The sequence below is a fragment of the Actinomadura sp. SCN-SB genome, from assembly GCF_043906805.1.
In the GTDB taxonomy this organism is placed as follows: domain Bacteria; phylum Actinomycetota; class Actinomycetes; order Streptosporangiales; family Streptosporangiaceae; genus Spirillospora.
Map to the genome: position 1 here is coordinate 210,517 of NZ_JBIMPP010000002.1, position 22,632 is coordinate 233,148.

The following is a 22,632-nucleotide window of genomic DNA, read 5'->3' on the forward strand; positions in this document are numbered from 1 at the left end:
ACACCTCATCCCCCGTTCCGGACGACCTCGGCGACGTAGGCGGCCAGCTTGCCCAGCGTCTGCCGTCCGCCCTCGATCGCGTGGTACTTCTCGACCGCCTCGTCCCGCAGCTCCTTGGTGGGGAACACCGTGCGCATCACGATCCGGGTCGCCGCGCCGTCGGGCTCGAACGTCAGGACCGACTCGAAGGCGTTCGGGTCGCCGCGGGACTCGCCGTGCAGCAGCGCGATCCGCTCCGGAGGGGCGATCTCGGTCCAGGAGATCCACTCCTGGTAGTCCGTCCCGTCCGGCCCGCGCATCACGAAGTCCCACTCCCCGCCGACGCGGAACTCGAACGCCCGCGTGCTGGTGGTGAACCCCTCCGGCCCCCACCACCGCGACAGGTGCCGGACGTCGGTGAACGCCTCGAACACCAGCTCCCGTGGGGCGTCGATGACCCGGGAGATCACGATCTCCCGGTCCTCCTGTCCTGCCGATGCCATGGCTCACTCCCCGTGTCTTTCCTGCTTGAGGTCCTGCACGTACGCGTCCAACCGGTCGAGGCTCTCGTTCCAGAACCGCTCGAACCCGCCGGTCCACTCGTGGACCGGCCGCAACCCGCGAGCGTCAAGGCCGTACAGGCGTTGCTTGCCCGCCTTGCGGTCCCGCACCAGCCCGACCTCCCGAAGCACCCTCAGATGCTTGGACACGCCCGGCTGGGCCATACCCAGCTCCCGGGCCAGCTCGGTCACCGGCCGCTCACCCTCCCGCAGCAGCACCAGAATCCGGCGCCGCTGCGGCTCGGCGATCGCGTTGAAGACGTCCGACGTCGTCGCTGCTCGTGCCACGCGGGCCATCATATGCCTATATAGGCATATGTCAAGGCAGCGAGGGTGACCTGGGCTTGTCAGGATCCGCTGTGTTGGTGCTGTTCGGGCAGGTGGCTGTGCGGGTGGACCCACAGCAGGATGTTGTCCGGTCGGCCCTTCGCCTCCCACTCGCGGTGGAACCCGACGGCGTCGGAATACCTGGGGGCCGGAGTGAGGGAACGCCCCACGTTCGCGCATGTCACGGCGGCGAGGTCGGTGGGCGACCTTGGGCCACCGCGGCGGTGTGCCCGGTCAACGGGAGCGCGATTTGACGGTGGTCCGCGGACACCACAGTCGTACGGTGGCGTCCACCTCGTCCCATCGGACCCCGGCTGATCAAAAGTTGCGCCAGCCACTTCACCCACCGTTGATCGCGCTCCAGGACTTCGTACCGACCCGGGGGACTTCACGCCCGGCGGGTCTGCCGTACGCCGCGCGGCGCGCTGGACGACAGCCGCGCCCACCGTCTCGACAGGCTGATCGTCGAGGCATGGGAGGAACTGTGCCGCCTCGACTTCTCCACCGGTCGTACGATTCCTGGAGGCCACCGCGAAGGAACTGGGCTGGGCGCCGGAGTCATCCGAGTGGGCTCACGCACGGCTCGCGGCCGTGTACAAGTGCGCCATTCGGCTGGCGAGGGACCAGGCCGAGCGGTCTCCGTCGCCGACTTGTCGACGGGCGTCAAAGGGGGCCGTTAGGCATGGATGTTCCCGGACCGGGCGCGGGAAAGGCTGGGCTAATCTTGACGCACCGGCTCGCGTGACGTACGGCCCGAGCAGCCGATTAGGACAGAGGAATCATGCAAGAAGCCCCACGCAAAGTGTCACTGACCGGCATAAAGCCAACCGGTGAGCCCCATTTGGGGAACCTGGTCGGCGCGATCCGGCCGGCGCTCGAACTCGCCGAGCGGTACGACGCGATGTACTTCATCGCCGACTACCACGCGTTGACGACCATTCGCGATCCGGACCTGCTGCGCCACTACTCGCGCTCGGTCGCCGCGACCTGGATCGCCGCGGGTCTCGACACCGACCGTGTCACCATGTACCGGCAGTCCGAGGTGCCGGAGACCTTCGAGCTGGCCTGGGCTTTGTCGTGCGTGTCGGCGAAGGGGCTGATGAACCGGGCGCACGCGTACAAGGCGGCCCGCGACAAGAACGCGGAGGCGGGCAAGGCCGATCTCGACTCCGGCATCAATATGGGCCTGTACAACTATCCCGTGCTGATGGCCGCCGATATCCTGCTCATGGATGCGGACGTGGTTCCGGTCGGCAAGGACCAGGCACAACATGTCGAGTATGCGGCCGACATCGCCGGTTCGTTCAATCATCTGTTCGGCCGGGGCTACAAGCTGAAAATCCCCGAGCTGGTCCTGCCGGAGGCCCAGGCGGGCAAGACCCTGCCCGGACTGGACGGCCGGAAGATGAGCAAGAGCTATGCGAACACGATTCCGTTGTTCGTCAAGGAATCGCAGCTGAAGAAGCTGGTGCGGCGTATCGCCACCGACAGCACCCCGGTCGAGGCCCCCAAGGACCCGGACGCCTCACATGCGTTCCAGATCTTCGAGCAGTTCGCCACGGAGGCCGAGGCGGCCGCCGTCCGCAAGCGGCTTGAGGCGGGCGGCATGGGCTGGGGCGAGCTGAAGGACCGGCTGTTCGAGGTGCTGAACGAGCTGCTCACCCCGCTGCGTGCCCGTTACGACGAGCTGATGGAACCGGACAGCGAGCTGGACGCACTGCTCGCCGCCGGCGCCGAGCGGGCGAGGGCACGGGCGCGCGTGGTGCTGTCCAACGTACGTACCGCTGTCGGCATCGACTGAACGCAACAGGGGAACTCACGCCGACACCATCACGACAGAGCAACTCAACAGGGGCATAGCGCGCCACCGCCACACAGTTGTGCCGCGCACAATCATCGGCTCCCCGAACTGACGGTAGGTGCGCAGACCTCAAAGGCGTACCGTGCCACCTCAGCCGACCGTGGCATCTGAAGCCGCGCGTCGCCCGATTCCGTTCAGAACCGTTCGACCCCTTCTTATGGACAGCGGCGGCGCCGTCCAAAGCCGAACGCGCCGGTGAAGGGGAAGGCCCTCGCTCCGCCGGGCGGACCCGCAGAGCACTGGCCCTCGCGGCGCTCGTACGCCCGAGTCAACGGACGGCCACAAGCCCGCGCCACGGTTCACGGGAAGTGGGCGATCCCGCGGCCGCCGCGGCACGACCGCGCGACGTCCTCGCCAAGGCCGCGGAGACCCTTCTTGTTCATGATGGCGCGTGCTACGCCACGTGGCCCCGCCCATAGATCCACAGGATGCGGCAGCGGTGATACAGGCCGAACGGGGACGGCGTCGCGAGGGTATGGCCTTTGGCCGTACCTAAGCAGGTGCTGGCGCACGCGATCCGACCTTTTATGAAAAGCCCCTTATGCTAGCTCAAAATCGCCGTGGTTCTCCGGTGAACTCGTAGCCTTCCGGTGGGGGTGCGTATGCCCGGTGGGGACGATCTTCAGGCCGGAGGGCGAGACGATGGTGAGTTGCTCGGGCAGAACCGAAGGCCGGCCCGGCGCCTTCGGCGGATCTGATCGGGTGGGTTTCGTGTGGTTATCCTGTGTCGAACCGGTGCGGGGAGGTGGCCATTGAAGCCGCTGCGGCCTGAGGATCCACGAGTGATCGCGGACTTTCGGATCGAGGGGCTGCTTGGTGAGGGCGGCATGGGCCGGGTCTACTTGGGCCGTTCACCTGGCGGGCGGCGGGTCGCAGTGAAAGTCATCCGTTCCGAGTACGCCGCGGATCCCATCTTCCGGAAGCGCTTCGCCCGTGAGATCTCGGCGATGAAACGCGTGCCCGGTATCTTCACCGCTCCGGTGATGAATGCTGACGCCGAGGGTTCGCCACCGTGGCTGGCCACCACGTATGTAGAAGGTGTGTCGTTGCAGGACCGGGTGCGCTCCGACGGCCCGTTGCCGTCACGTGGGGTGCTGGAGCTGGCCATCTCGCTGGCGGAGGCGTTGTCGGCGATCCATGCCGAGGGGCTGACCCACCGGGACCTCAAGCCATCGAACGTGCTGCTGGCCGGGGACGGCCCGAAGGTGATCGATTTCGGGCTGGCGGTGACCTCTGACGCGACCTTGCTGACCGGGACGCGCCCGATCGGCACGCCCGCCTACATGTCGCCGGAGCAGTGCCGGGGTGGCCGGGTGGAGCAGCCCAGCGACGTGTTCTCCCTGGGTGGGCTGTTGGTGTACGCGGCGACCGGGCAGGGGCCGTTCGGCACGGGCACCGCACACGAACTGGTCTACCGGGTCGTGCACGGTGAGCCGCAACTGGGAGTGCTGGACGGCCCGCTGCGGGAAATCGTGGGTGAGTGTCTGAGACGTGATCCCGCGGCGCGGCCCACGCCCGCGGGGTTGCTGGCCCGTCTGACCGCGATCGCCGAGTCAGGGGCGGATGCATCGGAGGCCACGGCCGACATGTCCGGGCGCACGACCACCGCGGATTCGCCTCCCCGCACGCGTGTCTACACCCACCCTTTCGGGGCCTCCGCGGCATCTCCGCCGCGGCGAGGTGAGAGTTCCCGGGCGGTCGGGATCGACCTGGGGACCCACAAGTCGGTGGTGTGTGTGCTGGAAGGAGGAAAACCCACCGTCATCGCCGACGCGCAGGGGCTACGCAGGACACCGACCGTGGTGGCCCGCGCGCCGGGCGGCGCGCTGCTGGTCGGCCGGAGCGCTCAGCATCAGGAGGTGCTCCACCCCGACCGGGCCATCCGGTCGGTCGGTCGCCGGATGGGCACCGGCTGGAGGAAAAGGATCGACGGCGAGGACTTCGTCCCCCAGCAGATCATTGGGTTCGTGCTGCGAAAGCTCAAGCGCGACGCCGAGGCCCATATCGGGGAGCCCGTCACCGAAGCGGTCATCAGCGGCCCGGTTCACTTTTCCGAGAATCAGCGGCAAGCGGTCCGGGAGGCCGCGCAGATCGCCGGCCTGAACGTTCTGCGGCTGATTGCCGCGCCGTCCCTCGCCGCCTCGGCCTACGCGACCAAGCGTCTGGAGGAAGTCACCCTCCTGCTCTTCGATCTCGGGGGCGGCACGCTGGATGTGTCGCTCGTCGAGGTGGGCTACGGCGTGGTCGCGGTCAAGGCGGCCTCCGGTGACAGCCACCTGGGCGGCGACGACTGGGACGCCAGGATCGTCGACTGGTTGCTGGAAAGGTTCAGCAACGCCAACGGTGTGGACCTGTCCACGGACGAGGGGGCGCTGCAACGGATCCGTGAGGCCGCGGAGAAGGCGAAGATCGCGTTGTCATACTCGTCGGAGACGCGGATCAGCGTGCCCTACATCACCCGCACTGCCGCGGGCCTACTGGACCTGGACGACAAGCTCACCCGGGACGAGTTCCAGCGGATGACCAGCGATCTGCTGCACCGCGCGAGGACACCCGTCCGCCGGGTGCTCGGGGACGCTGGTATCGGCGTGAGCGACATCGACCAGGTGGTCCTCGTCGGCGGGGCGACCCGGATGCCCGCCGTCTCCGACATGGTCAAGGAGCTGACCGGTAAGGAGCCCGGCAAGAGCGTCGACCCCGACGAGGGCGTGGCCATCGGCGCCGGCCTGTACGCCGGTGTTCTCACCGGCGAGGTCAAGGACTTCCTGCTGTTGGATGTGACTCCGCTGAGCCTGGGCGTCGAGACCCTGGGTGGCGTCTTCCACAAGATCATCGAACGGAACACCGAGATCCCGATCCGGCGGGATGAGACCTTCACCATCGGCGTGGCGCCCTCCCGGCAGGACCGCGATGATGACGATCCCGGCGGGGACTCACCTCCGGCGGCTGCGGCACTGCCGACCCAGGACGGGCAGCCCGGCGTGGCCGAGATCAACATCTACCAGGGCGAGCGGGAGATCGCCGCCGACAACAACAAGCTCGGCACGATCCGGCTCTCCGACCTGCCTGCCGGACCCCTGGGAGTGCCGCGGATCGAGGTCGGCTTCGACATCGATGCCAACGGCCTCTTCACCGTCTCAGCCAAGGACCTGGTCACCGGCAACAAGCGGACGGTGACCATCACGGTCGACTCGGCGCTACCGCAGGAAGACATCCACCGCATGAAACGCGAAGCCGAAGAGCTGTCGCATGTCACCGGGACCCCCTGATGGCGCGGAAGCCGCCACGCTGATGCACTGCCTGGGCTCCTGCGTGCTGGTCGCGGTCCATGGGGTTACCGGTGGGCGGATGAACCCGCGGATCGGGCGGCCGATCGGGTCGTGGACCGGTTGACGGAACCGCCCGAGCCGGTCGCGAGTGTACGGTTGCGGTAGTGGGTCCTTGGAGCCTTCTGGTGGATTCTGACAGGCGGATGCGCGCACGTCTCGCCGAGCCTGCTGCGTAAGGTCGAGCAGGGATCACGCCGGGTCACCTCAAAACAGCGCAGCGACCAGTACCAGTCCTGAACCGGCGCTGCCGCCATGGCATTCGGCATCGCGTTGAGCGCCGGCGCGCCGCCTGATCGCTACGGCATCGCCGGCCAGGTGGAGAGCCGGACAGGCAGTGCGTCGCCCGACGACCCGTCGAGCGATGGTGAGATCATGGGCCTTGGAACTGCGGTGGGCGCCGGTCGACGAACGCGCGGAAGTCCTTGCGAAGAGCCTGTCCAGTGAGGCGGCGATCCAGTGGCCCAGCGTGTCCCTGCCGGGGTCGAGCGCCTGGCGCACCGCGATCTTGAGTGCGCTTATGGCCGGCGGCGGGTTCTCGGCCATCTGTTCCGCGAGCCCGATGGCGGCGGTCGTGCTCGACGACCCGGCTGATGAGGCGGATCCGCTCGGCTTCTGACGCGTCGATCATCCGTCCGGTGAACAGTCGGTCCGCCGCCGTCTCCCGGCCTACGAGCTGCGCGAGGATCGCGATGCCGGAGACGTCCGCGCACAGACCTCGGCGAATCGGGCGCGTTCCGAAGCGGTGCGGATGTCGCAGAGCAGCGCGAGCTCCATTCCCCGGCCCAGCCGAGCCATCTTGGCGCTGTGTATTCAGTTTCCGGCACCCGCACCCTCCCGGAGGGACAGGTCAGCGCCAGTCGATGAGGCTGGTCATGTCCTGGTCTTGGTAGTAGGCGGTCACGTTGCGGATGTGGGTGGCCATCTCGGTGCGCGCCTTGCGCGGGTGGCCGGACATGATGGCCTTGGCGACCACGGCGTGGTCGTGGTCGAGGACCTCGCGGAGGTCGCGGGGGTCGGCGGTGACCACGACGTGGTGGCTGACGATCTGGCCGGCGGTCTGGAAGGTGAGCTCGAGGACGCGGTTGCCCGCGAGCGAGGCCACGACCGCGTGGAAGTGGCCGTGTGCCTCGAAGAACGAGGCGGAGTCGGCTTCCCTGGTGTCGAGCGCGTGGAGGAAGGGCTCCAGGGCCTTGCGGGCGGTGGCGCGGTCGGCGTTGCGGGCGGCCAGTTCGGCGAGCATGGATTCCATGAGGACCCAGGAGTCGAACAGGTCGCGGTAGGTGGCGCCGGCCAGGTGGTAGTAGAGGCTGGACGTCCTGCCGAGGTTGGCCGGGTCGAGGCGTCCGACCATGGGGCCGCCGCCGGGGCCGCGGCGAATGGTGATCAGGCCCTGCACCTCCAGCAGGCGCAGTCCTTCGCGGAGCGTCTCGCGGCTGACCCCGTAGCGCTCCAGCATGGCGCTCTCGGACGGCATTCGGTCACCGGTGCGCAGCCCTTGCTCGACCATGTCGTGGACGATGTCGCGTGCCACGACCTCGGAGGCCTTGAGCTGACGGGATGCGGCATCGCCGATCGCGATCTCCATACAGCCCCGGCCGGGCCGGATGTCTGCCACGTTTCGTCACCTCGATTCCTCATGATTAGTTTTCCAGCCTACGGGTCACCAGGAGGCGGTTCCGCCGTCAATGCTCCAGAGGGCGCCGGTGATCCCGGCGCCCGCTTCGGAGGCGAGGAGCAGGGCGACGGCGGCGACCTCCGCGGGAGTGTTGAGGCGGCCGGTCTTCGTGCCGTCGACGAAATGCGCGACGAATTCCTCGCGGGTCATCCCGGCGGCCTTGGCGGCCGCGTCCCCCGACGGACGGGACTGCGTCGGCACCGCGCCCGGGCAGAGAGCGTTGCAGGTGATTCCCTGCTTGCCGTACTCCAGGGCGACGGCCCGGGTGAAGCCGTGCAGGGCGTGCTTGGCGGTGACGTAGTGGGAGATCGCGGGCATCGTCGCCTGCTTGCCCTCGACGGAGGACATGTTGATGATCCGGCCGAAGCCGGCGGTCATCATCGCGGGCAGCGCGCGCCGGGTCGTCCAGAAGGCGCTGTGCAGGTTGAGGTCGATGGCGTGCAGCCAGGCGTCATCGGTCATTTCGTGGACGCGGGCGAAGCCGCTGCTGCCGCCGACGTTGTTGACCAGGATGTCGACGCGGCCGAACGTCTCGACGGTCCTGTCGATCGCGTCCTCGGCATCCTTCCGCCGGGTTGCGTCGGACTCGACGAAGGTGCCGCCGATCTCCTTGGCCGCCAGGGCGCCCTTCTCCGCGGACCGGCCGGTCACCGTCACCACCGCGCCGTGGGCGGCGAAGGTGCGGGCGATCTCAAGGCCGAGGCCCTCGGTCCCGCCCGTCACCACCGTGATCCGTCCGTCCAGGGTCATGATGCCCTCCATTGCGTGGGCCCGCCGTCTCTGCTTACCTCATGAGGAATATCCCGTCCCGCGGCGTTCCGCGCAAGGGCGGGGAGCATCCGATCTCTGAGGGAGCGGCATGGATCTGGCGGTATTCCGGCGGAAGGCACGGGACTGGCTCGAGGCGCGCACCGACCCGCGGGCCGAGGTCGCCTCCGGTCCGGACGATGTGTCGATCTTTCACGACCTGCCGTTCGAGGAGGAACGGGCGCTGATCCGGCGGGCGATGGCCTGGCACCAGGAGAAGTTCGACGCGGGGTACGGGGCGATCGGCTGGCCGCAGGAGTACGGCGGCGCGGGGCTGGGTCCGGAGTACGAGGACGCCTTCGCGGAAGAGGAGGCGCGGCGCGAGGTGCCGGCCGGCCATGAGCTGTTCCGGGTCACCGTCCATCTCATCGCGCCGACCCTGCGGATCGCGGGCCCGGACGGGTTCGTCCGGCGGTTCCTGCGGGCCGAGCAGATGTGCGTGCAACTGTTCTCGGAGCCGGGCGCGGGCTCCGACCTGGCGGGGCTCGCCACCCGGGCCGTCCGGGACGGGGACGACTGGCTCGTCACCGGGCAGAAGGTGTGGAGCTCGGGGGCGCAGTTCGCGGACTGGGGGCTGCTCATCGCGCGGACTGATCCCGACGTCCCCAAGCACACGGGCATGACCGCCTTCCTGGTGCCGATGGACGCCGAGGGGGTGACCGTGCGGCCGTTGCGGCAGATGTCCGGCGGTGCCTCGTTCAACGAGGTCTTCCTGGACGGCGTGCGGGTCGCGGACGCGTTGCGCGTAGGGGACGTGGGACAGGGGTGGAAGGTCGCCCTTACCGCACTCGGCTTCGAGCGCAAGATCAGCGGCGGGGAGAGCCGGGTCGGGGGTGGGTGGCGGCAGCTGCTGCCCCTGGCCCGCCGGCTCGGCCGGCTCGATGACCCGGTGGTGCGCCAGTTGCTGGCCGAGGTCTACATCAACGAGTGCCTGGCCAAGGTCGGGGCCCCGCGGGACGTCGATTCCGGGCCCGCCGGCTCGCTCCGCAAGCTGCACTGGGTGAACGAGATGGCCGCGGCGGGCCGGGCCGCCGAGGCCCTGCTGGGAGCCGGTCTGGCGGCCGACACCGGAGAGCGCGGGACGTTCTCCTGGACGGCCCATGTGCTGGGGGCTCCGGGCTACCGCATCGCGGGCGGGAGCGACGAGATCCAGCGCAACATCATCGCCGAGCGGCTGCTGGGCCTGCCCGGCGAGCCGCGCGCCGACCGCGATCGTCCGTGGCGGGAGCTCCCGCGTTGACGCCGCCCACGTCGAAGGCCGTATCCAAGGAGAGGCAGATGCTTGAAGGCAGAGTCGCGCTGGTGACGGGCGGCAGCCGCGGGCTGGGACGGGAGATGGTGCTCGGCTTCGCGAAGGCGGGCGCCGACGTGGTGATCGCCAGCCGCAAGGCCGCGAGCTGCGAGGAGCTGGCCGAGGAGGTCCGCGCCACCACAGGACGGCGGGCGCTGCCGTACGCGGTGCACGTCGGGTCGTGGGAGGGCGTCACCGCGATGGTGGAGAACGTTTACAAGGCGTTCGGCCGGCTGGACGTGCTGGTGAACAACGCCGGGATCGCCCCGACCTATCCCAGCCTCGACGAGGTGAGCGAGGAGCTGTTCGACAAGGTCATCCAGGTCAACCTGAAGGGGCCGTTCCGGCTGGCGGCACTGGTGGGAAGCCGGATGGCACGGGAACGGGGCGGGTCGATCATCAACATCAGCAGCGTCGCGTCGATCCGTCCCACGCCGGGCGACCTTCCGTACGCGGCGGCCAAGGCGGGGCTGAACACGCTGACGGCGGGGTTCGCGCAGGCGTTCGGGCCCTCGGTACGGGTCAACACGATCATGGCGGGGCCGTACTTCACCGACATCAGCCGGGGCTGGGACCTGGAGGTGTTCCAGGAGATGGCGAACCGGATGCCGGCCCGGCGCGGCGGGGAGCCGCACGAGATCGTCGGGGCGGCGCTGTACTTCGCGGACCCGGCGTCGAGCTTCACGACCGGCGCGGTACTGAACGTGGACGGCGGACAGAGCGTCCTCCGGTGAACTCTTGTCAATATTCCTCATGAGAATTACTGTTCCTCATGAGGATTGAGCGCGCCGGGAGGAGCTGGGATGGCCTGGGACTTTGAGACGGACGAGGAGTTCGGCCGGGAGCTGGACTGGGTCGAGGAGTTCGTGCGCGAGGAGGTCGAGCCCCTGGAGTTCGTCCTCGACCACGCGTGGAACATGGCCGACCCCGTACGGCAGAAGCTGATCCCACCGCTCCAGGCCACGGTGCGCGAGCGCAGGCTCTGGGCCTGTCACCTCGGGCCCGAACTGGGCGGGCCCGGGTACGGGCAGCTGAAGCTGGCGCTGCTCAACGAGATCCTCGGCCGCACGCACGCGGGGCCGATCGTCTTCGGCTGCCACGCGCCCGACTCGGGCAACGCGGAGATCCTGGCCCGCTACGGCTCGCCGCTGCTGAAGAAGCGCTACCTGGAGCCGCTGATCAAGAACGAGATCGTGTCGTCCTTCTCCATGACCGAGCCACAGGGCGGATCGGATCCCACGGAGTTCACGACGCGGGCCGTCCAGGACGGGGACGCATGGGTTCTCAACGGCGAGAAATGGTTCTCCTCGCACGCGAACTTCGCCTCGTTCCTCATCGTGATGGCGGTGACCGACCCGGACGCCGAACCGCACCGAAGACTGTCGGCGTTCGTGGTGCCGTCCGGCACCCCGGGCGTCGAGATCCTGCGGAACGTCGCGGTGTACGGGCATGAGGAAGGCGAGGGGACGCACGGCTACATCCGTTACTCGGACGTACGGATCCCGGCCGACCATCTGCTCGGTGATCGCGGTGCGGGCTTCGACGTGGCCCAGACCCGGCTGGGCGGCGGTCGCGTCCACCACGCGATGCGGACGGTTGGCCTGGTCAAGCGGGCCTTCGACATGATGTGCGAGCGTGCGCTCTCCCGGACCACCAAGGGCGAGACGCTGGCGCGCAAGCAACTCGTCCAGGAGATGATCGCCGACTCCTGGCTGCAGCTTGAGCAGTTCCGCCTGCTGGTGCTGCGCACGGCCTGGCGGATCGACAAGTACGACGACTACCGCAAGGTGCGCGCGGACATCGCGGCCGTCAAGGCGGCGATGCCCCGCGTCCTGCACGACGTTTCGGCGCGCGCGCTGCAACTGCACGGGTCGCTCGGGGTGTCGGCGGAGATGCCGTTCGGCCGGTGGGTGCTGGAGTCGTTCCACATGGGGATCGCGGACGGCGCCACCGAGATCCACAAGACCAACCTGGCCCGGCTGCTGCTGCGCGAGCACAAGCCGACCGATGGTCTCTTCCCGAGCGGCCACCTCCCCCGCCTCCGTGACGAGGCCCGCACCAAGTACGCGGCGGAACTGTCGTGAGTGATCCCGCCGAGCTGGCGACGGTACGGAAAGGCGAGGAACTCGATTTCGACGCGCTCGCCGCCTACCTGCGCTCGCACCTTCCCGATCTGGACGGCGAGTTCTCCGTGCTCCAGTTCCCGAACGGCTCGGCCAACCTGACCTACCAGGTGCGGTTCGGCGACCGGCGGCTGGTGGTGCGGCGGCCGCCGTTCGGCACGGTCGCCCCCGGGGCCCACGACATGCGACGCGAATACCGTGCGCTGTCGCGGCTTCACCGGTCCTACCCGCGCGCGCCTCGCGCGTACCTGCTGTGCGATGACCCGAAGGTCATCGGCTCGGACTTCCTGGTGATGGAGTACCGGCCCGGCGTGGTCGTCTGGGGCGCGGTGCCAGAGGCCATGCGCGTACACCCGGACGCCGCGCGCCGTATCGGCTTCGCCGTCGTGGACGCCCTGGCCGACCTGCACCGGGTCGATCCCGAGGAGTGCGGCCTGGCGGACCTCGGGCGCCCGGCCGGCTTTCTGGAACGGCAGGTCGCGGGCTGGCGCAGACGCTGGGTACTGGTCGCTCCGGCCGAGGGCGGTGAGCCGGTCGAGACGCTGGGCGAGCGGCTGGCCGCCGCGATCCCGGTCACCGGCAGGGCGACCATCCTGCACAACGACTACAAGATCGACAATTGCCAGTTCGATCCCGCCGACCCCGACCGGGTCCGCTCGGTCTTCGACTGGGACATGGCCACGCTCGGCGACCCCTTGGTCGACCTGGGCACCCTGCTGAACTACTGGCCCGATCCCGCCGACGCCGACCTGCCCGGCGCGCTGGTCATGCCGGACGGCCTGGACGCGATGGGCCTGCCGTCCCGCGCCGAGGTGGTCGAACGCTACGCGGCGCGATCGGGCATCGACACCCGCGACGTGGCCTGGTACGTGGCCTACGGCTGCTGGAAGACCGCGGTCATCCTGCGCCAGTTGTACGCGCGGTACCTGCGCGGCGAGACCACCGACGAGCGGATGGGCGCCCGCGGCCAACTGATCGACGATCTCACCCGGCGCGGCCACGCCGTGCTCGATTCCAGGAGGACCAGTTGAGCGATACCCCCACGAGGAGCGTCGAGTTGAAGATCGGAGCGCGGCTGGCGAGCGCGGTGTGCGACGCCGAGGTCGTCGTCATCAAGGCGCCGAGTGAGGCCGCCTTGCTGGAGTGCGGCGGCGTGCCGATGGGCGAGTCCCCCGAACGGGTTCCGTTCGAGCGATCCGAGGCCGGCGGCGTCCTGTTGGGCAAGCGGTACACCGATGAGCGGACCGGCCTCGTGGTGCTCTGTACCAAGGGTGGCGACGGCTCTTTGACGCTGGACGGCAGGCCGCTGCGACTGATGGCCACCAAGCCGCTTCCCGCGTCGGACTGAGAACTGAGGACCAAGCCATGCACCTGCCGATGCTGGCCGAAATGGCGGCGGACGCATCCCCGGATCGGACGGCCCTGGTCACCGCGTCTGGAGAGGCCCTCTCTTACGCGGATCTCGTCGAACGTGCGCGCCGGGTCGCCGCATTGGTGGAGCGGTACGACGTGCGGCATGTGGCGCTGCTTGACGAGAACTCGCCCGCGGTTCCGGTCTTGCTGTTCGGCTCGGCTCTCGCGGGGTGCGCATTCGTCCCGCTGAACTACCGTTGGGCGGACGAGGCGCTGCGCACGGCACTGGCCGGTATCGCTCCCGTCTTGGTCGTCGGGCAGGACGCGGCACTGGAACGCGTCGCCGGGATCCCGGGAGTGACCCCGCTGTCCAGGGAGACGGTTCAAACCGCGCAACGGACGGAGGGCCGCCTGACCGGCGCGGACCCGGACGAGGCCGCCGTGCTGCTGTTCACCAGCGGGACGAGCGGCGCCCCCAAGGCGGCGGTGCTGCGCCATCGCCACCTCGTCTCGTACGTCGTGTCGACCGTCGACTTCATGGCCGCCGATACCGGCGAGGCGATTCTGGTGAGCGTCCCGCCGTACCACATCGCGGGGATCTCCTCGGTCCTCACGTCGGTGTTCGTCGGCAGGCGCATGGTGCAGCTCCCGGCCTTCACGCCCGAGGCGTGGGTCGCCCTCGCCCGGCGTGAGTCCGTCACGCACGCGATGGTCGTGCCCACGATGCTCGGCCGCATTCTGGACGTCGTCGAACGCGATGGCGCCGGGCTGCCCGCGCTGCGCCACTTGTCGTACGGGGGCGGACGGATGCCCGCGCCGGTCGTGGAGCGCGCCCTCGCACTTCTGCCGGACACCGGTTTCGTCAACGCGTACGGGCTGACCGAAACCAGCTCCACGATCGCGGTGTTGGGGCCGGACGAACACCGGCGCCGCCACAAGCTCGGCTCGGTGGGCCGGCCCCTGCCCTCGGTCGAGATCGAGATCCGTGACCGGGACGGGGCCGTCCTCCCGCCCGCTGAGATGGGCGAGATCTGGGTGCGCGGGGACCAGGTGTCGGGCGAGTACCTGACCCATCGTGCGCTCACCGAGGACGGCTGGTTCCCGACCCGGGACGGCGGTCGGCTCGACGAGGACGGCTACCTCTACGTCGACGGACGCGCCGACGACGTGATCGTGCGCGGCGGCGAGAACCTCTCGCCCGGCGAGATCGAGGAGACCCTCGCGACGCATCCCGCCGTCGCCGAGGCCGCGGTCGTGGGCGTCCCGGACCAGGAGTGGGGCGAGCGTCCCGAAGCGGTGGTGGTCTTCGCATCGGGCGAGAGCGCCGGCGAGGAGGAGCTGCGGGACTGGGTACGGGTGCGGCTGCGCTCGGCGAAGACCCCCACCCGGATCCACGTCCGCGCCGAGCTTCCCTACAACGAGACCGGGAAGCTACTCCGCCGCGTAGTGCGCGATGACCTGGCCCGCGCCGCCACCGCGACCGAGACCGTGCGTGCCTGAAGGACAGGGAGCGGAAATGGAACTGCTGCCGAACGAAGACGTCGGCGAACTGCGCGACGTCGTCCGGGCGTTCGTCGACAAGGTGTCGCCGGAGGATGAGGTGCGCCGCCTCATGGAGACCGAACTCGGCCACGACCGCGCGGTCTGGCGTCGGCTGGCCGGCGAGCTGGGCCTGACCGGGCTCGGTGTTCCGGAGGAGTACGGAGGAGTCGGCGGCGGCTTCCAGGAGATCGCCGTCGTGCTGGAGGAGATGGGGCGGGCGCTGATGTGCACGCCGTACCTCGCCACGGTGGTCCTGGCGGCCGGGGCGCTGCTGCGCTCGCCTGACGAGGCCGCACGGGCGGAGTACCTGCCCGGGATCGTGTCCGGCGAGACCGTCGCCACCCTCGCGCTGGCGGAGGGCCCGGCGGACTGGGACGATCCCGCCGTCATCACCACCACCGCCACGCGGACCGCCGCCGGCTGGGAGCTGACCGGCACCAAGCTGTTCGTGCTGGACGGGACGGCCGCCTCGCTGATCCTCGTCGCGGCCCGCACCGGATCGGAGCCCGCCGACATCGGCCTGTTCGCCGTCGAGGGCAACGCCGCCGGACTGCGCCGGACCGCCATGACCACCCTCGACCCCACCCGCAAGCTGGCCCGGCTCGACTTCGTCGGCGTGCCGGCCCGGCTGGTCGGGGAGGAGCGCGGGGCCTGGCCGGTGCTCGGTCACGTCCTGGACCTGGCGGTGGTCGGGCTGGCCTGCGAGCAGGTCGGTGGCGCCCAGCGTGTCCTGGATATGGCGGTCGAATACGCCAAGGCCCGGATTCAGTTCGCCCGTCCGATCGGCTCGTTCCAGGCGATCAAGCATCGCTGCGCCGACATCGCGCTCGGGCTGGACGCCGCCCGGTCGGCCGCGCTGTACGGGGTGTGGGCGGCGGCGACCGCGAGCCCCGAACTGCCGGTGGCCGCGGCGATCGCGAAGGTCCGCTGCTCAGAGGGCTTCATGTTCGCGGCGGCGGAGAATGTCCAGGTGCACGGGGGCATCGGGTTCACCTGGGAGCACCCGGCACACCTCTACTTCCGGCGCGCCAAGAGCGGCGCGCTGCTGTTCGGGGACCCGGCGCGGCATCGTGATCGGCTGATCGAGCATGTGACGGCCTCGGTGGAGAGCGAGGCGTTGTGAGGACGGGCCGTGAATGGCAGCTGGTCCGCAGGCCGGAGGGCACGCCCTGTGACGACGACGTAAGGCTCGTCGAGGTGGATGTGCCCGATCCCGTCCCTGGCGAGGTGCTCGTCCGCAACACCGTGATGTCGGTGGAGCCGTACATGCGGGGCCGGATGAGCGACCGGCCGTCCTATGCCGAGCCGTACACGCTGGGGGCACCGATGACCGGGCACGCGGTCGGCGAGGTGATCGCCTCGAAGGCGGAGGGGATCCCGGTCGGGACGCGCGTCCGGCACGAGCGCGGCTGGCGCGAGTACGCGCTGGTCCCGGCGGACGAGGCAGAGTCGGTGGGCGGTGAGGGGGGGATCGTGCCCTCGGCCTACCTGGGCGCGCTCGGTCTCACTGGAATGACCGCCTACGTGGGGCTTCTCGGGATCGGCCGGTGCCGCCCGGGGGACACGGTGCTGGTCTCCGCCGCCGCAGGGGCGGTCGGCGCGACGGCGGGTCAGATCGCGAAGGCCATGGGGTGCACCGTCATCGGCAGTGCCGGTTCGCCGGAGAAGGTGCGGTTCCTGACCGAGGAACTGGGCTTCGACGCCGCGTTCAGCCATCGTGCGCCCTCGCTACGGGATGCGCTGGGCGAGGCCCTGGAACGGGCCGGGGTCGGGGTCGGGCGCGGCTTCACCGGTGGCGACGGCGATCGCGGCGGCGGGGGAGTGGACGTCTACTTCGACAACGTCGGCGGTGCGCAGCTGGAGGCCGCGATCAGGGTGATGCGGACGTTCGGGCGGATCGTCCTATGCGGGGCGATCTCCGTGTACAACGCGACCGAACCGGTGCCGGGGCCGCGCAACCTGCTTCTGATGATCTGGCGGCGGCTCCGGATGGAGGGCTTCCTGCTGGGCGATCACGAGGACCGGCGCGCGGACTTCGAGCGGGACATGACTCGGTGGCTGCGGGACGGCACGGTGCGCAATGTCGAGACCACGGCTTCGGGCGGGATAGACGCCGCCTGGCCGGCCTTTCTGGCGTTGCTCCGGGGCGACAACATCGGCAAGACGATCGTTCGCCTGGACGAGGCCGGATGAGGGCGCGCCCTGCGGCCAGGAAATCATTATGAGACTATTGACCTATTCATCATGAGGTATTAGCGTCTCTATCACTCAAAGTACAAGGTCGAGGCGGTCTGGATGAGTCCGGGGGACTCGCCCGAGACCTTCCTTGAGACGTCAGAAAGGCCACCCCCATGGCGTCCGTCATCAGTGCCATCGAGATCATAGACACCGACACCCATGTGGTGGAACCGCCGGACCTGTGGACCTCCCGCCTGCCCGCGAAATGGGGCGACCAGGTCCCGCACGTGCGCTGGGACGAGGCGAACGCCGAAGAGGCCTGGTTCGTCGGAGGGGAACGGATGGCCGCCGTCGGCTCGCCCGCCATGGCCGGCTGGAGCGAGTACCCGCCGCACCACCCGCGCCGCTGGGCCGACATCGACCCGATCATGTGGGACGCGGCGGCCCGCGCCCGGCACATGGACGCCTACGGCATCAAGGCGCAGATCCTGTATCCGAACGTCGCGCTCTTCGACGCCAAGAAGCTGCTCGACATGGACAACGAGCAACTCCAGATCGACACCATTCGCGCCTACAATGACTTCCAGGTGGAGTGGAGCGGCGCCGCGCCCGGACGTTTCCTGGCCATGGCGTCCCTGCCTTTCTGGAACATCGACGAGACCCTGGCCGAAATGGAGCGCTGCGCCGAACTCGGTCACCGCGGAGTCATCTTCACCCAGGACCCCGCCGCCTTCGGGCTCCCGGGCCTCACCGACCGGCATTGGGACCGTATGTGGGCGGCCGCCCAGGAGATGGGTCTCCCGGTCAATTTCCATATCGCCTCGGGTGATCTGTCGCTGATGCAGAGCGGCAATCCGGAGAACGGCGAGCGCGCCAACTACGCGTCCATGGGCGTCTCGTTCTTCATGGGCAACGCCCGCACCATCGCGCTGCTGGTCTGCGGGGGGATCTGCCACCGCTTCCCCGACCTGTCCTTCGTCTCGGTGGAGAGCGGCGTCGGGTGGATTCCGTACGCGCTCGACGCGCTCGACTGGCAGTGGAAGAACTGCGGCGTCGCCCTCGAACACCCCGAGTACGACCTGCTGCCCAGTGAGTACTTCCGCCGGCAGATCTACGGCTGCTTCTGGTTCGAGGACCACGGCGTCCGGCACGCGATCGACCGGCTCGGCGCCGACAATATCCTCTACGAGACCGATTTCCCGCACCCGACGAGCATGTCCCCGGGCCCCGCGACCACCGCGGTCGCCCCCAACGAGTACCTGGAGACCACCTTCGGCGACCTGCCGGAGGAGACGCTCCGCAAGATCCTTCACGACAACGCCGCGCGCGTTTACGGCATCCGGGCGGACACGCGCGGCTGACGGCGACGCGCCGCCTGGGCGCGCTCACAGCCGGATTCCGGCGGCAAGACTTCAATGGTCATCTCCACCCGGGCCGCCTGGTGCCCGTGGTCGATCCCCACCGTGTGCCGGGGTGTTCCGCGTCGGCATGCGACCATCCCACCTTTCTCTCAAGTGACCCCCGGTTCCCGTGGTCCGTGGCGCGGACGCGGAAGCTTCGGGGGAAGGAGTTCTGATGGCCAAGGACAAGGACGTGCGCCGCCGGTTCCTCAGCGGGCTGGCGCTGGCCCTGGCGGTCGCCCTGCCCGGTACGGCGTGCGCGGCCGGACCGTCCACCCCGGCGGGCAACGCGCCCGTGGACGGGACGTGGCAGGAGATCGTGGCCGCCGCCGAGAAGGAGGGCGAGGTCACGATGTACTCCAGCCAGGGCACCGACCAGCTGGAGGACCTCAAGGCCAGGTTCGAGAAGAAGCACCCGAAGATCAAACTCACCCTGGTCCGCGGCACCGACGCCGACCTCACCCCCAAGGTCGAGGCCGAGCGCAAGACCGGCAAGGGGATCGCCGACCTGTTCATCGGTGCCAGCCTCGTGTGGATCAAGGCCAACAAGGACGCCTACGAGGCGCCTCGCGGCCCGGCGTTCGGGGCGCCCGCCTACAGGAAGGCGACCTCGGTGCCCGACGGAAGCTACTTCCTCACCAACGCCGCGATCCTCACCTTCGGCTGGAACACCAAGCTGTACAAGACGGGCCTCAAGGACTACCCCGACCTGCTGGACCCGAAGCTGGCCGACGGGAAGATCGGCGTGGTCAAGCCGGCGGCGCCGTCCTTCGTCGACTTCTACCTCTACCTGAAGGAGACCTACGGCGCCGACTTCGTCAAGAAGCTGGGCGCGCAGCGTCCCCGGATCTACCCCAGCTCGCTGCCGCTGGCCCAGGCGCTGACCTCAGGCGAGATCGCCGCCGCCGCGTTCGTCCAGCCGCTGGTGGACGAGAAGAAGGCCGGCGCGCCGGTCGAGTGGGGGCTGGCGAAGAAGGCATGGGGTGCCCTTTTCTGGGGCATGGCGCTCAAGTCGGCCCCGCATCCCAACGCGGCCCAGGTCCTGGCCGACTTCATGGTGACCGAGGAGGGCCAGCAGGCGATCGCCCGTAAGAACTCCTCGGTGCTGCCCGGCATCGAGGGAGCGGTGGGCGATACCGGCAACGTCCGCCGGCAGGACCTCTCGCAGCTCACACCCGAGAAGGTCCGGGCGTACCAGGCCGAGTGGAACGAACAGTTCGGAGCCTGAGGGCCCGGCTGGAAACCCGGCCCCGAAGTCGACTGGAATCGAGGTCATCCCATGTCGTACGTAAGCGCCGAAGGACTGACCAAGACCTTCAGAGGGAAGCCGCCCGTCACGGTCATCGACGGGCTGGATCTGGAAATCGAGGAGGGCGAGTTCCTGGTGCTGCTCGGCCCCAGCGGCTGCGGCAAGACCACGACGCTGCGCTGCCTGGCCGGGCTGGAGTCGCCGACGTCCGGCCGCATCTCGTTCGGCGGGCAGACGGTGTTCGACGCCGGCCGCCGCCTCAACCGGCCGCCGGAGAAGCGCAGCATCGGCATGGTCTTCCAGTCGTACGCGCTGTGGCCGCACATGTCCGTGCGGAAGAACATCGCCTACCCACTGCGGGCGCGCGGCCTGAAGGACAAGATCAAGGAGGGCTGGGTCGAGGAGACGGCCCGGCTGGTGGACTGCGAGCCGCTGCTGGACCGGCATCCCGCCCAGCTCAGCGGCGGTCAGCAGCAGCGGGTCGCCCTGGCCCGCGGCCTGGTCGCCCGGCCCGACCTGGTGCTGTTCGACGAGCCGCTCAGCAACCTGGACGCCCGGCTGCGCGACTCCGTCCGCGCCTACCTGCACGAACTGCACGCCAAGCTGCGGTTCACCGCGGTCTTCGTCACCCATGACCAGTCCGAGGCGCTGGCGCTGGGCGACAGGCTGGCCATCATGCGCGCCGGGACGATCGACCAGTTCGACACGCCGCGCCGCGTCTTCGAGAACCCGGCCACCGAGTACGTCGCCGACTTCGTGGGCATGTCGAACCGGCTGGTGTTCGAGCGGAGCGGGTACGGCTGGACGTGCGAAGGCCGCCAGGTCGAGGGAGCGCCCCTGCTGGCCAGGTGCTCGCTGGGCGCCTCCGGGAAGGTGGTGGCGCGGCTGCGTCCGGAGGACCTGTTCGTCGCGCCCGAGGGCGAGCGACCGGAGCCGGGGACGACGCTGCTCAAGGGGCACGTGCTCGACACCGGGTACGGAGGACGGCACCTGGACGCGACCATCAGCGTCGAGGACGCGGACGGCGCCCCCGCCGTCGGCAGGCTGCACGCCCGGGTGCCGCTGGCCGGGGCCGGCGGCTGGGCCCGCGATCTGCGCGCCGGGCAGCCGGTCGGCCTCGGTTTCCGTCCGTCCGACGCGCGGTTCTTCGAGGTGGGCGGGGAACCGGTGGGCGCCGACGCCGTCTCCGCCGAGCCGGTGAGGGCGTGACGGCGATGGCCACCGCCCTCACCGAGGCCGAGACCGGCCTTCCGGCCGATCCCGGCCCCGGCCCCGCGCCCTCGCGGCGGCTGCTCGGTCCTGTGGGCCTGTTCCTGTTCATCGGCGTGCTCGGCTTCCTGGTGGTGCTGCCGCTCGTCCGGCTGCAGAGCGCCGCGTTCGCCGGCGGCGGGCAGGGCTATCGGGTCGCGTTCGGGGGCGCGCCCGCCGTCAAGATCATCTGGACCACGGTCGGCCTGGCCCTGGGCTCGCTGGTCGTCGCCATGGTCCTGGGCACGATGCTCGCGTGGGTCGCGACGCGAATGCCGCCCCGGTACCGGATGCTGCGCACGCTGCCGATCCTGCCGATCGTGATCCCGGCCATCGCCAACGTGATCGGCTGGGCGTTCCTGCTGTCGCCGCGGCCCGGCTACCTGAACGTCCTGCTGCGGCGACTGCCCTGGTGGTCGCACCTGGAAAGCGGCCCGGTGGACGTGTACTCGCTACCGTGGATCGTCATCATCACCGGCTTCGGGCTCACCGCGTTCGTGTACCTGTTCGTCAGCACGGGCCTGCAGAACATCGGCCAGGAGCACATCGAGGCCGCGCGGGTCGCCGGGTCGTCCCCGACGGAGATCTTCTTCCGGGTGGTGCTGCCGCTGCTGCGCCCCTCCCTCGTCTACGGCGGCGGGGTGGCGCTGCTGCTCGGGCTGGGCCAGTTCACCGCGCCGCTGCTGCTGGGCACCAACAGCGGCACCGAAGTGATCACGACGGCGATGTTCCGTTCGGTCTCGGAGTCCCCCGTGGACTACGGGGCCGCGGCCGCCTACGGATCGCCGCTGCTGCTGTTCGGGCTGGCCGTGGTGGTCGTCCAGAAACTGGCGCTGGGCGACCAGTCCCGGTTCGTCACGCACGGCGGCAAGGCGTTCCGGTCGGTCGGCGGCACGTCCAAGACCGCCGTCGCGGTCATGATCGGCTACACCCTGGTCGCCACGGTACTGCCACTGGCCGCGCTGTGCGTCGTCGCGCTGTCGAAGTTCTGGAGCGGCACGATCGGGCCGAGCGTCCTCACCTTGGCCAACTTCCGCACCGTGCTGAACGAGCCGCGGATCGTCGACGCGGTGGTGATGAGCGTCGGGGCGTCCATCGCCGCCGTGGCGATCGTGCTGCCGATCGGCTTCGTCGCCGCCTGCCTGCTGCTGCGGATGCGCCGGTTCCGGTGGGCGCACGCGCTGCTCGACTACATCGTCGCGCTGCCGCTGGGCATCCCCGCGGTGGTGTTCGGTGCCGGGTTCCTGCTCACCTACACCAGCCCGCCGCTGATCCTGTACGGCTCGCGATGGGTGATCATCCTGGTGTACGTGACGCTGATGCTGCCGTTCGCCACCCGGATGCTGATGTCGGGGATGATCGCGCTGGGCGGCGGGTACGTCGAGGCGTCCCGGGTGAGCGGGGCGGGGCCGGTGGCCACCGACGCGCGGATCGTGCTGCCGCTGCTGCGCACCAGCCTGGGCGGCGCGGCGGCGCTGATGTTCGTCCTGCTCACGCACGAGTTCTCCGCGTCCATGCTGGTCCGCGCGCCCACGACGCAGGTGATGGGGACGGTGCTGTTCGACTACTGGGGGAACGGCTCGTACCCGACGGTGGCCGCCATCGCGCTGGTCATGACCATCGTCACCGCTGGGGGAGTGGTGGCCGCGATGGCCGCCGGCGGCGGGACCGGCGTGTTCGAGAAGCTCTGAGCGGCCCGGGAGGCGCCCT

Annotated in this window: 18 protein-coding genes and 2 pseudogenes; 16 read left to right on the top strand and 4 right to left on the bottom strand. The window is 69.6% G+C overall.

Annotated elements, in window-relative coordinates; translation table 11 throughout:
• Positions 1–5: 5 nt before the first annotated feature.
• Together ACGWYJ_RS02320 and ACGWYJ_RS02325 are read right to left on the bottom strand one after the other, a co-directional pair.
• The gene (locus ACGWYJ_RS02320; protein ID WP_395103807.1) at positions 6–482 is read right to left on the bottom strand and encodes an SRPBCC family protein; all 477 of its coding nucleotides are present in this window, start codon (positions 480–482) and stop codon (positions 6–8) included.
• 3 nt (positions 483–485) lie between these two features.
• Positions 486–827 (bottom strand): ArsR/SmtB family transcription factor, encoded by a 342-nt coding sequence (locus tag ACGWYJ_RS02325; protein ID WP_395103808.1) that lies wholly within the window; start codon positions 825–827, stop codon positions 486–488.
• Between the two features lie 820 nt (positions 828–1,647).
• Here ACGWYJ_RS02325 and ACGWYJ_RS02330 point away from each other — a divergent pair.
• From ACGWYJ_RS02330 to ACGWYJ_RS02345, 4 genes and pseudogenes are all read left to right on the top strand, one after another.
• Positions 1,648–2,667 carry a tryptophan--tRNA ligase gene (locus ACGWYJ_RS02330; protein WP_395103809.1) on the top strand — a complete coding sequence of 340 codons (1,020 nt, stop codon included), beginning with the start codon at positions 1,648–1,650 and terminating at the stop codon, positions 2,665–2,667.
• An 842-nt stretch (positions 2,668–3,509) separates the two neighbouring features.
• A pseudogene (locus tag ACGWYJ_RS02335) lies at positions 3,510–4,244 on the top strand (serine/threonine-protein kinase); the annotation flags it as partial.
• Between the two features lie 186 nt (positions 4,245–4,430).
• A pseudogene (locus tag ACGWYJ_RS02340) lies at positions 4,431–5,969 on the top strand (Hsp70 family protein); the annotation flags it as partial.
• 466 nt (positions 5,970–6,435) lie between these two features.
• Positions 6,436–6,672, top strand: coding sequence for a hypothetical protein (locus ACGWYJ_RS02345; RefSeq protein WP_395103810.1), 237 nt, complete (start codon positions 6,436–6,438; stop codon positions 6,670–6,672).
• 231 nt (positions 6,673–6,903) lie between these two features.
• Here ACGWYJ_RS02345 and ACGWYJ_RS02350 read toward each other — a convergent pair whose 3' ends face one another.
• Both ACGWYJ_RS02350 and ACGWYJ_RS02355 read right to left on the bottom strand, forming a co-directional pair.
• Positions 6,904–7,671 (bottom strand): FadR/GntR family transcriptional regulator, encoded by a 768-nt coding sequence (locus tag ACGWYJ_RS02350; RefSeq protein WP_395103811.1) that lies wholly within the window; start codon positions 7,669–7,671, stop codon positions 6,904–6,906.
• A 45-nt stretch (positions 7,672–7,716) separates the two neighbouring features.
• Positions 7,717–8,481, bottom strand: coding sequence for an SDR family NAD(P)-dependent oxidoreductase (locus ACGWYJ_RS02355; protein ID WP_395103812.1), 765 nt, complete (start codon positions 8,479–8,481; stop codon positions 7,717–7,719).
• A gap of 109 nt (positions 8,482–8,590) precedes the next feature.
• Here ACGWYJ_RS02355 and ACGWYJ_RS02360 point away from each other — a divergent pair, with 109 nt between their 5' ends.
• The 12 genes from ACGWYJ_RS02360 (at position 8,591) to ACGWYJ_RS02415 (ending at position 22,613) form a co-directional block, all read left to right on the top strand.
• On the top strand, positions 8,591–9,778 hold the full coding sequence (locus tag ACGWYJ_RS02360) for an acyl-CoA dehydrogenase family protein (RefSeq protein ID WP_395103813.1): 1,188 nt from the start codon (positions 8,591–8,593) through the stop codon (positions 9,776–9,778).
• 38 nt (positions 9,779–9,816) lie between these two features.
• Entirely contained in the window at positions 9,817–10,563 is a 747-nt protein-coding gene (locus tag ACGWYJ_RS02365) for an SDR family NAD(P)-dependent oxidoreductase (RefSeq protein ID WP_395103815.1), read from the top strand.
• Positions 10,564–10,632: 69 nt separating this feature from the next.
• A complete protein-coding gene (locus ACGWYJ_RS02370) occupies positions 10,633–11,913 on the top strand; it encodes an acyl-CoA dehydrogenase family protein (RefSeq protein ID WP_395103816.1) in 1,281 nt (426 codons plus the stop codon).
• Positions 11,910–12,983 carry a phosphotransferase family protein gene (locus ACGWYJ_RS02375; protein WP_395103817.1) on the top strand — a complete coding sequence of 358 codons (1,074 nt, stop codon included), beginning with the start codon at positions 11,910–11,912 and terminating at the stop codon, positions 12,981–12,983. Before ACGWYJ_RS02370 ends, ACGWYJ_RS02375 begins: the two co-directional genes overlap by 4 nt.
• A gap of 26 nt (positions 12,984–13,009) precedes the next feature.
• Positions 13,010–13,300 carry a hypothetical protein gene (locus ACGWYJ_RS02380; RefSeq protein WP_395103818.1) on the top strand — a complete coding sequence of 97 codons (291 nt, stop codon included), beginning with the start codon at positions 13,010–13,012 and terminating at the stop codon, positions 13,298–13,300.
• A gap of 17 nt (positions 13,301–13,317) precedes the next feature.
• Positions 13,318–14,805, top strand: a complete 1,488-nt coding sequence (locus ACGWYJ_RS02385) for a class I adenylate-forming enzyme family protein (RefSeq protein ID WP_395103819.1) — start codon at positions 13,318–13,320, stop codon at positions 14,803–14,805.
• 16 nt (positions 14,806–14,821) lie between these two features.
• The gene (locus tag ACGWYJ_RS02390; protein WP_395103820.1) at positions 14,822–15,970 is read left to right on the top strand and encodes an acyl-CoA dehydrogenase family protein; all 1,149 of its coding nucleotides are present in this window, start codon (positions 14,822–14,824) and stop codon (positions 15,968–15,970) included.
• Positions 15,967–17,040, top strand: coding sequence for an NADP-dependent oxidoreductase (locus ACGWYJ_RS02395; protein WP_395103821.1), 1,074 nt, complete (start codon positions 15,967–15,969; stop codon positions 17,038–17,040). The genes ACGWYJ_RS02390 and ACGWYJ_RS02395 overlap by 4 nt, the downstream gene beginning before the upstream one ends.
• A 158-nt stretch (positions 17,041–17,198) precedes the next feature.
• The gene (locus ACGWYJ_RS02400; RefSeq protein ID WP_395103822.1) at positions 17,199–18,386 is read left to right on the top strand and encodes an amidohydrolase family protein; all 1,188 of its coding nucleotides are present in this window, start codon (positions 17,199–17,201) and stop codon (positions 18,384–18,386) included.
• Between the two features lie 214 nt (positions 18,387–18,600).
• Complete coding sequence (locus ACGWYJ_RS02405) at positions 18,601–19,653, top strand: ABC transporter substrate-binding protein (RefSeq protein ID WP_395103823.1); 1,053 nt, start codon at positions 18,601–18,603, stop codon at positions 19,651–19,653.
• 51 nt (positions 19,654–19,704) lie between these two features.
• The gene (locus ACGWYJ_RS02410; protein ID WP_395103824.1) at positions 19,705–20,883 is read left to right on the top strand and encodes an ABC transporter ATP-binding protein; all 1,179 of its coding nucleotides are present in this window, start codon (positions 19,705–19,707) and stop codon (positions 20,881–20,883) included.
• Positions 20,884–20,888: 5 nt separating this feature from the next.
• A complete protein-coding gene (locus ACGWYJ_RS02415) occupies positions 20,889–22,613 on the top strand; it encodes an ABC transporter permease (RefSeq protein WP_395103844.1) in 1,725 nt (574 codons plus the stop codon).
• The last annotated feature ends 19 nt before the right edge of the window (positions 22,614–22,632 follow it).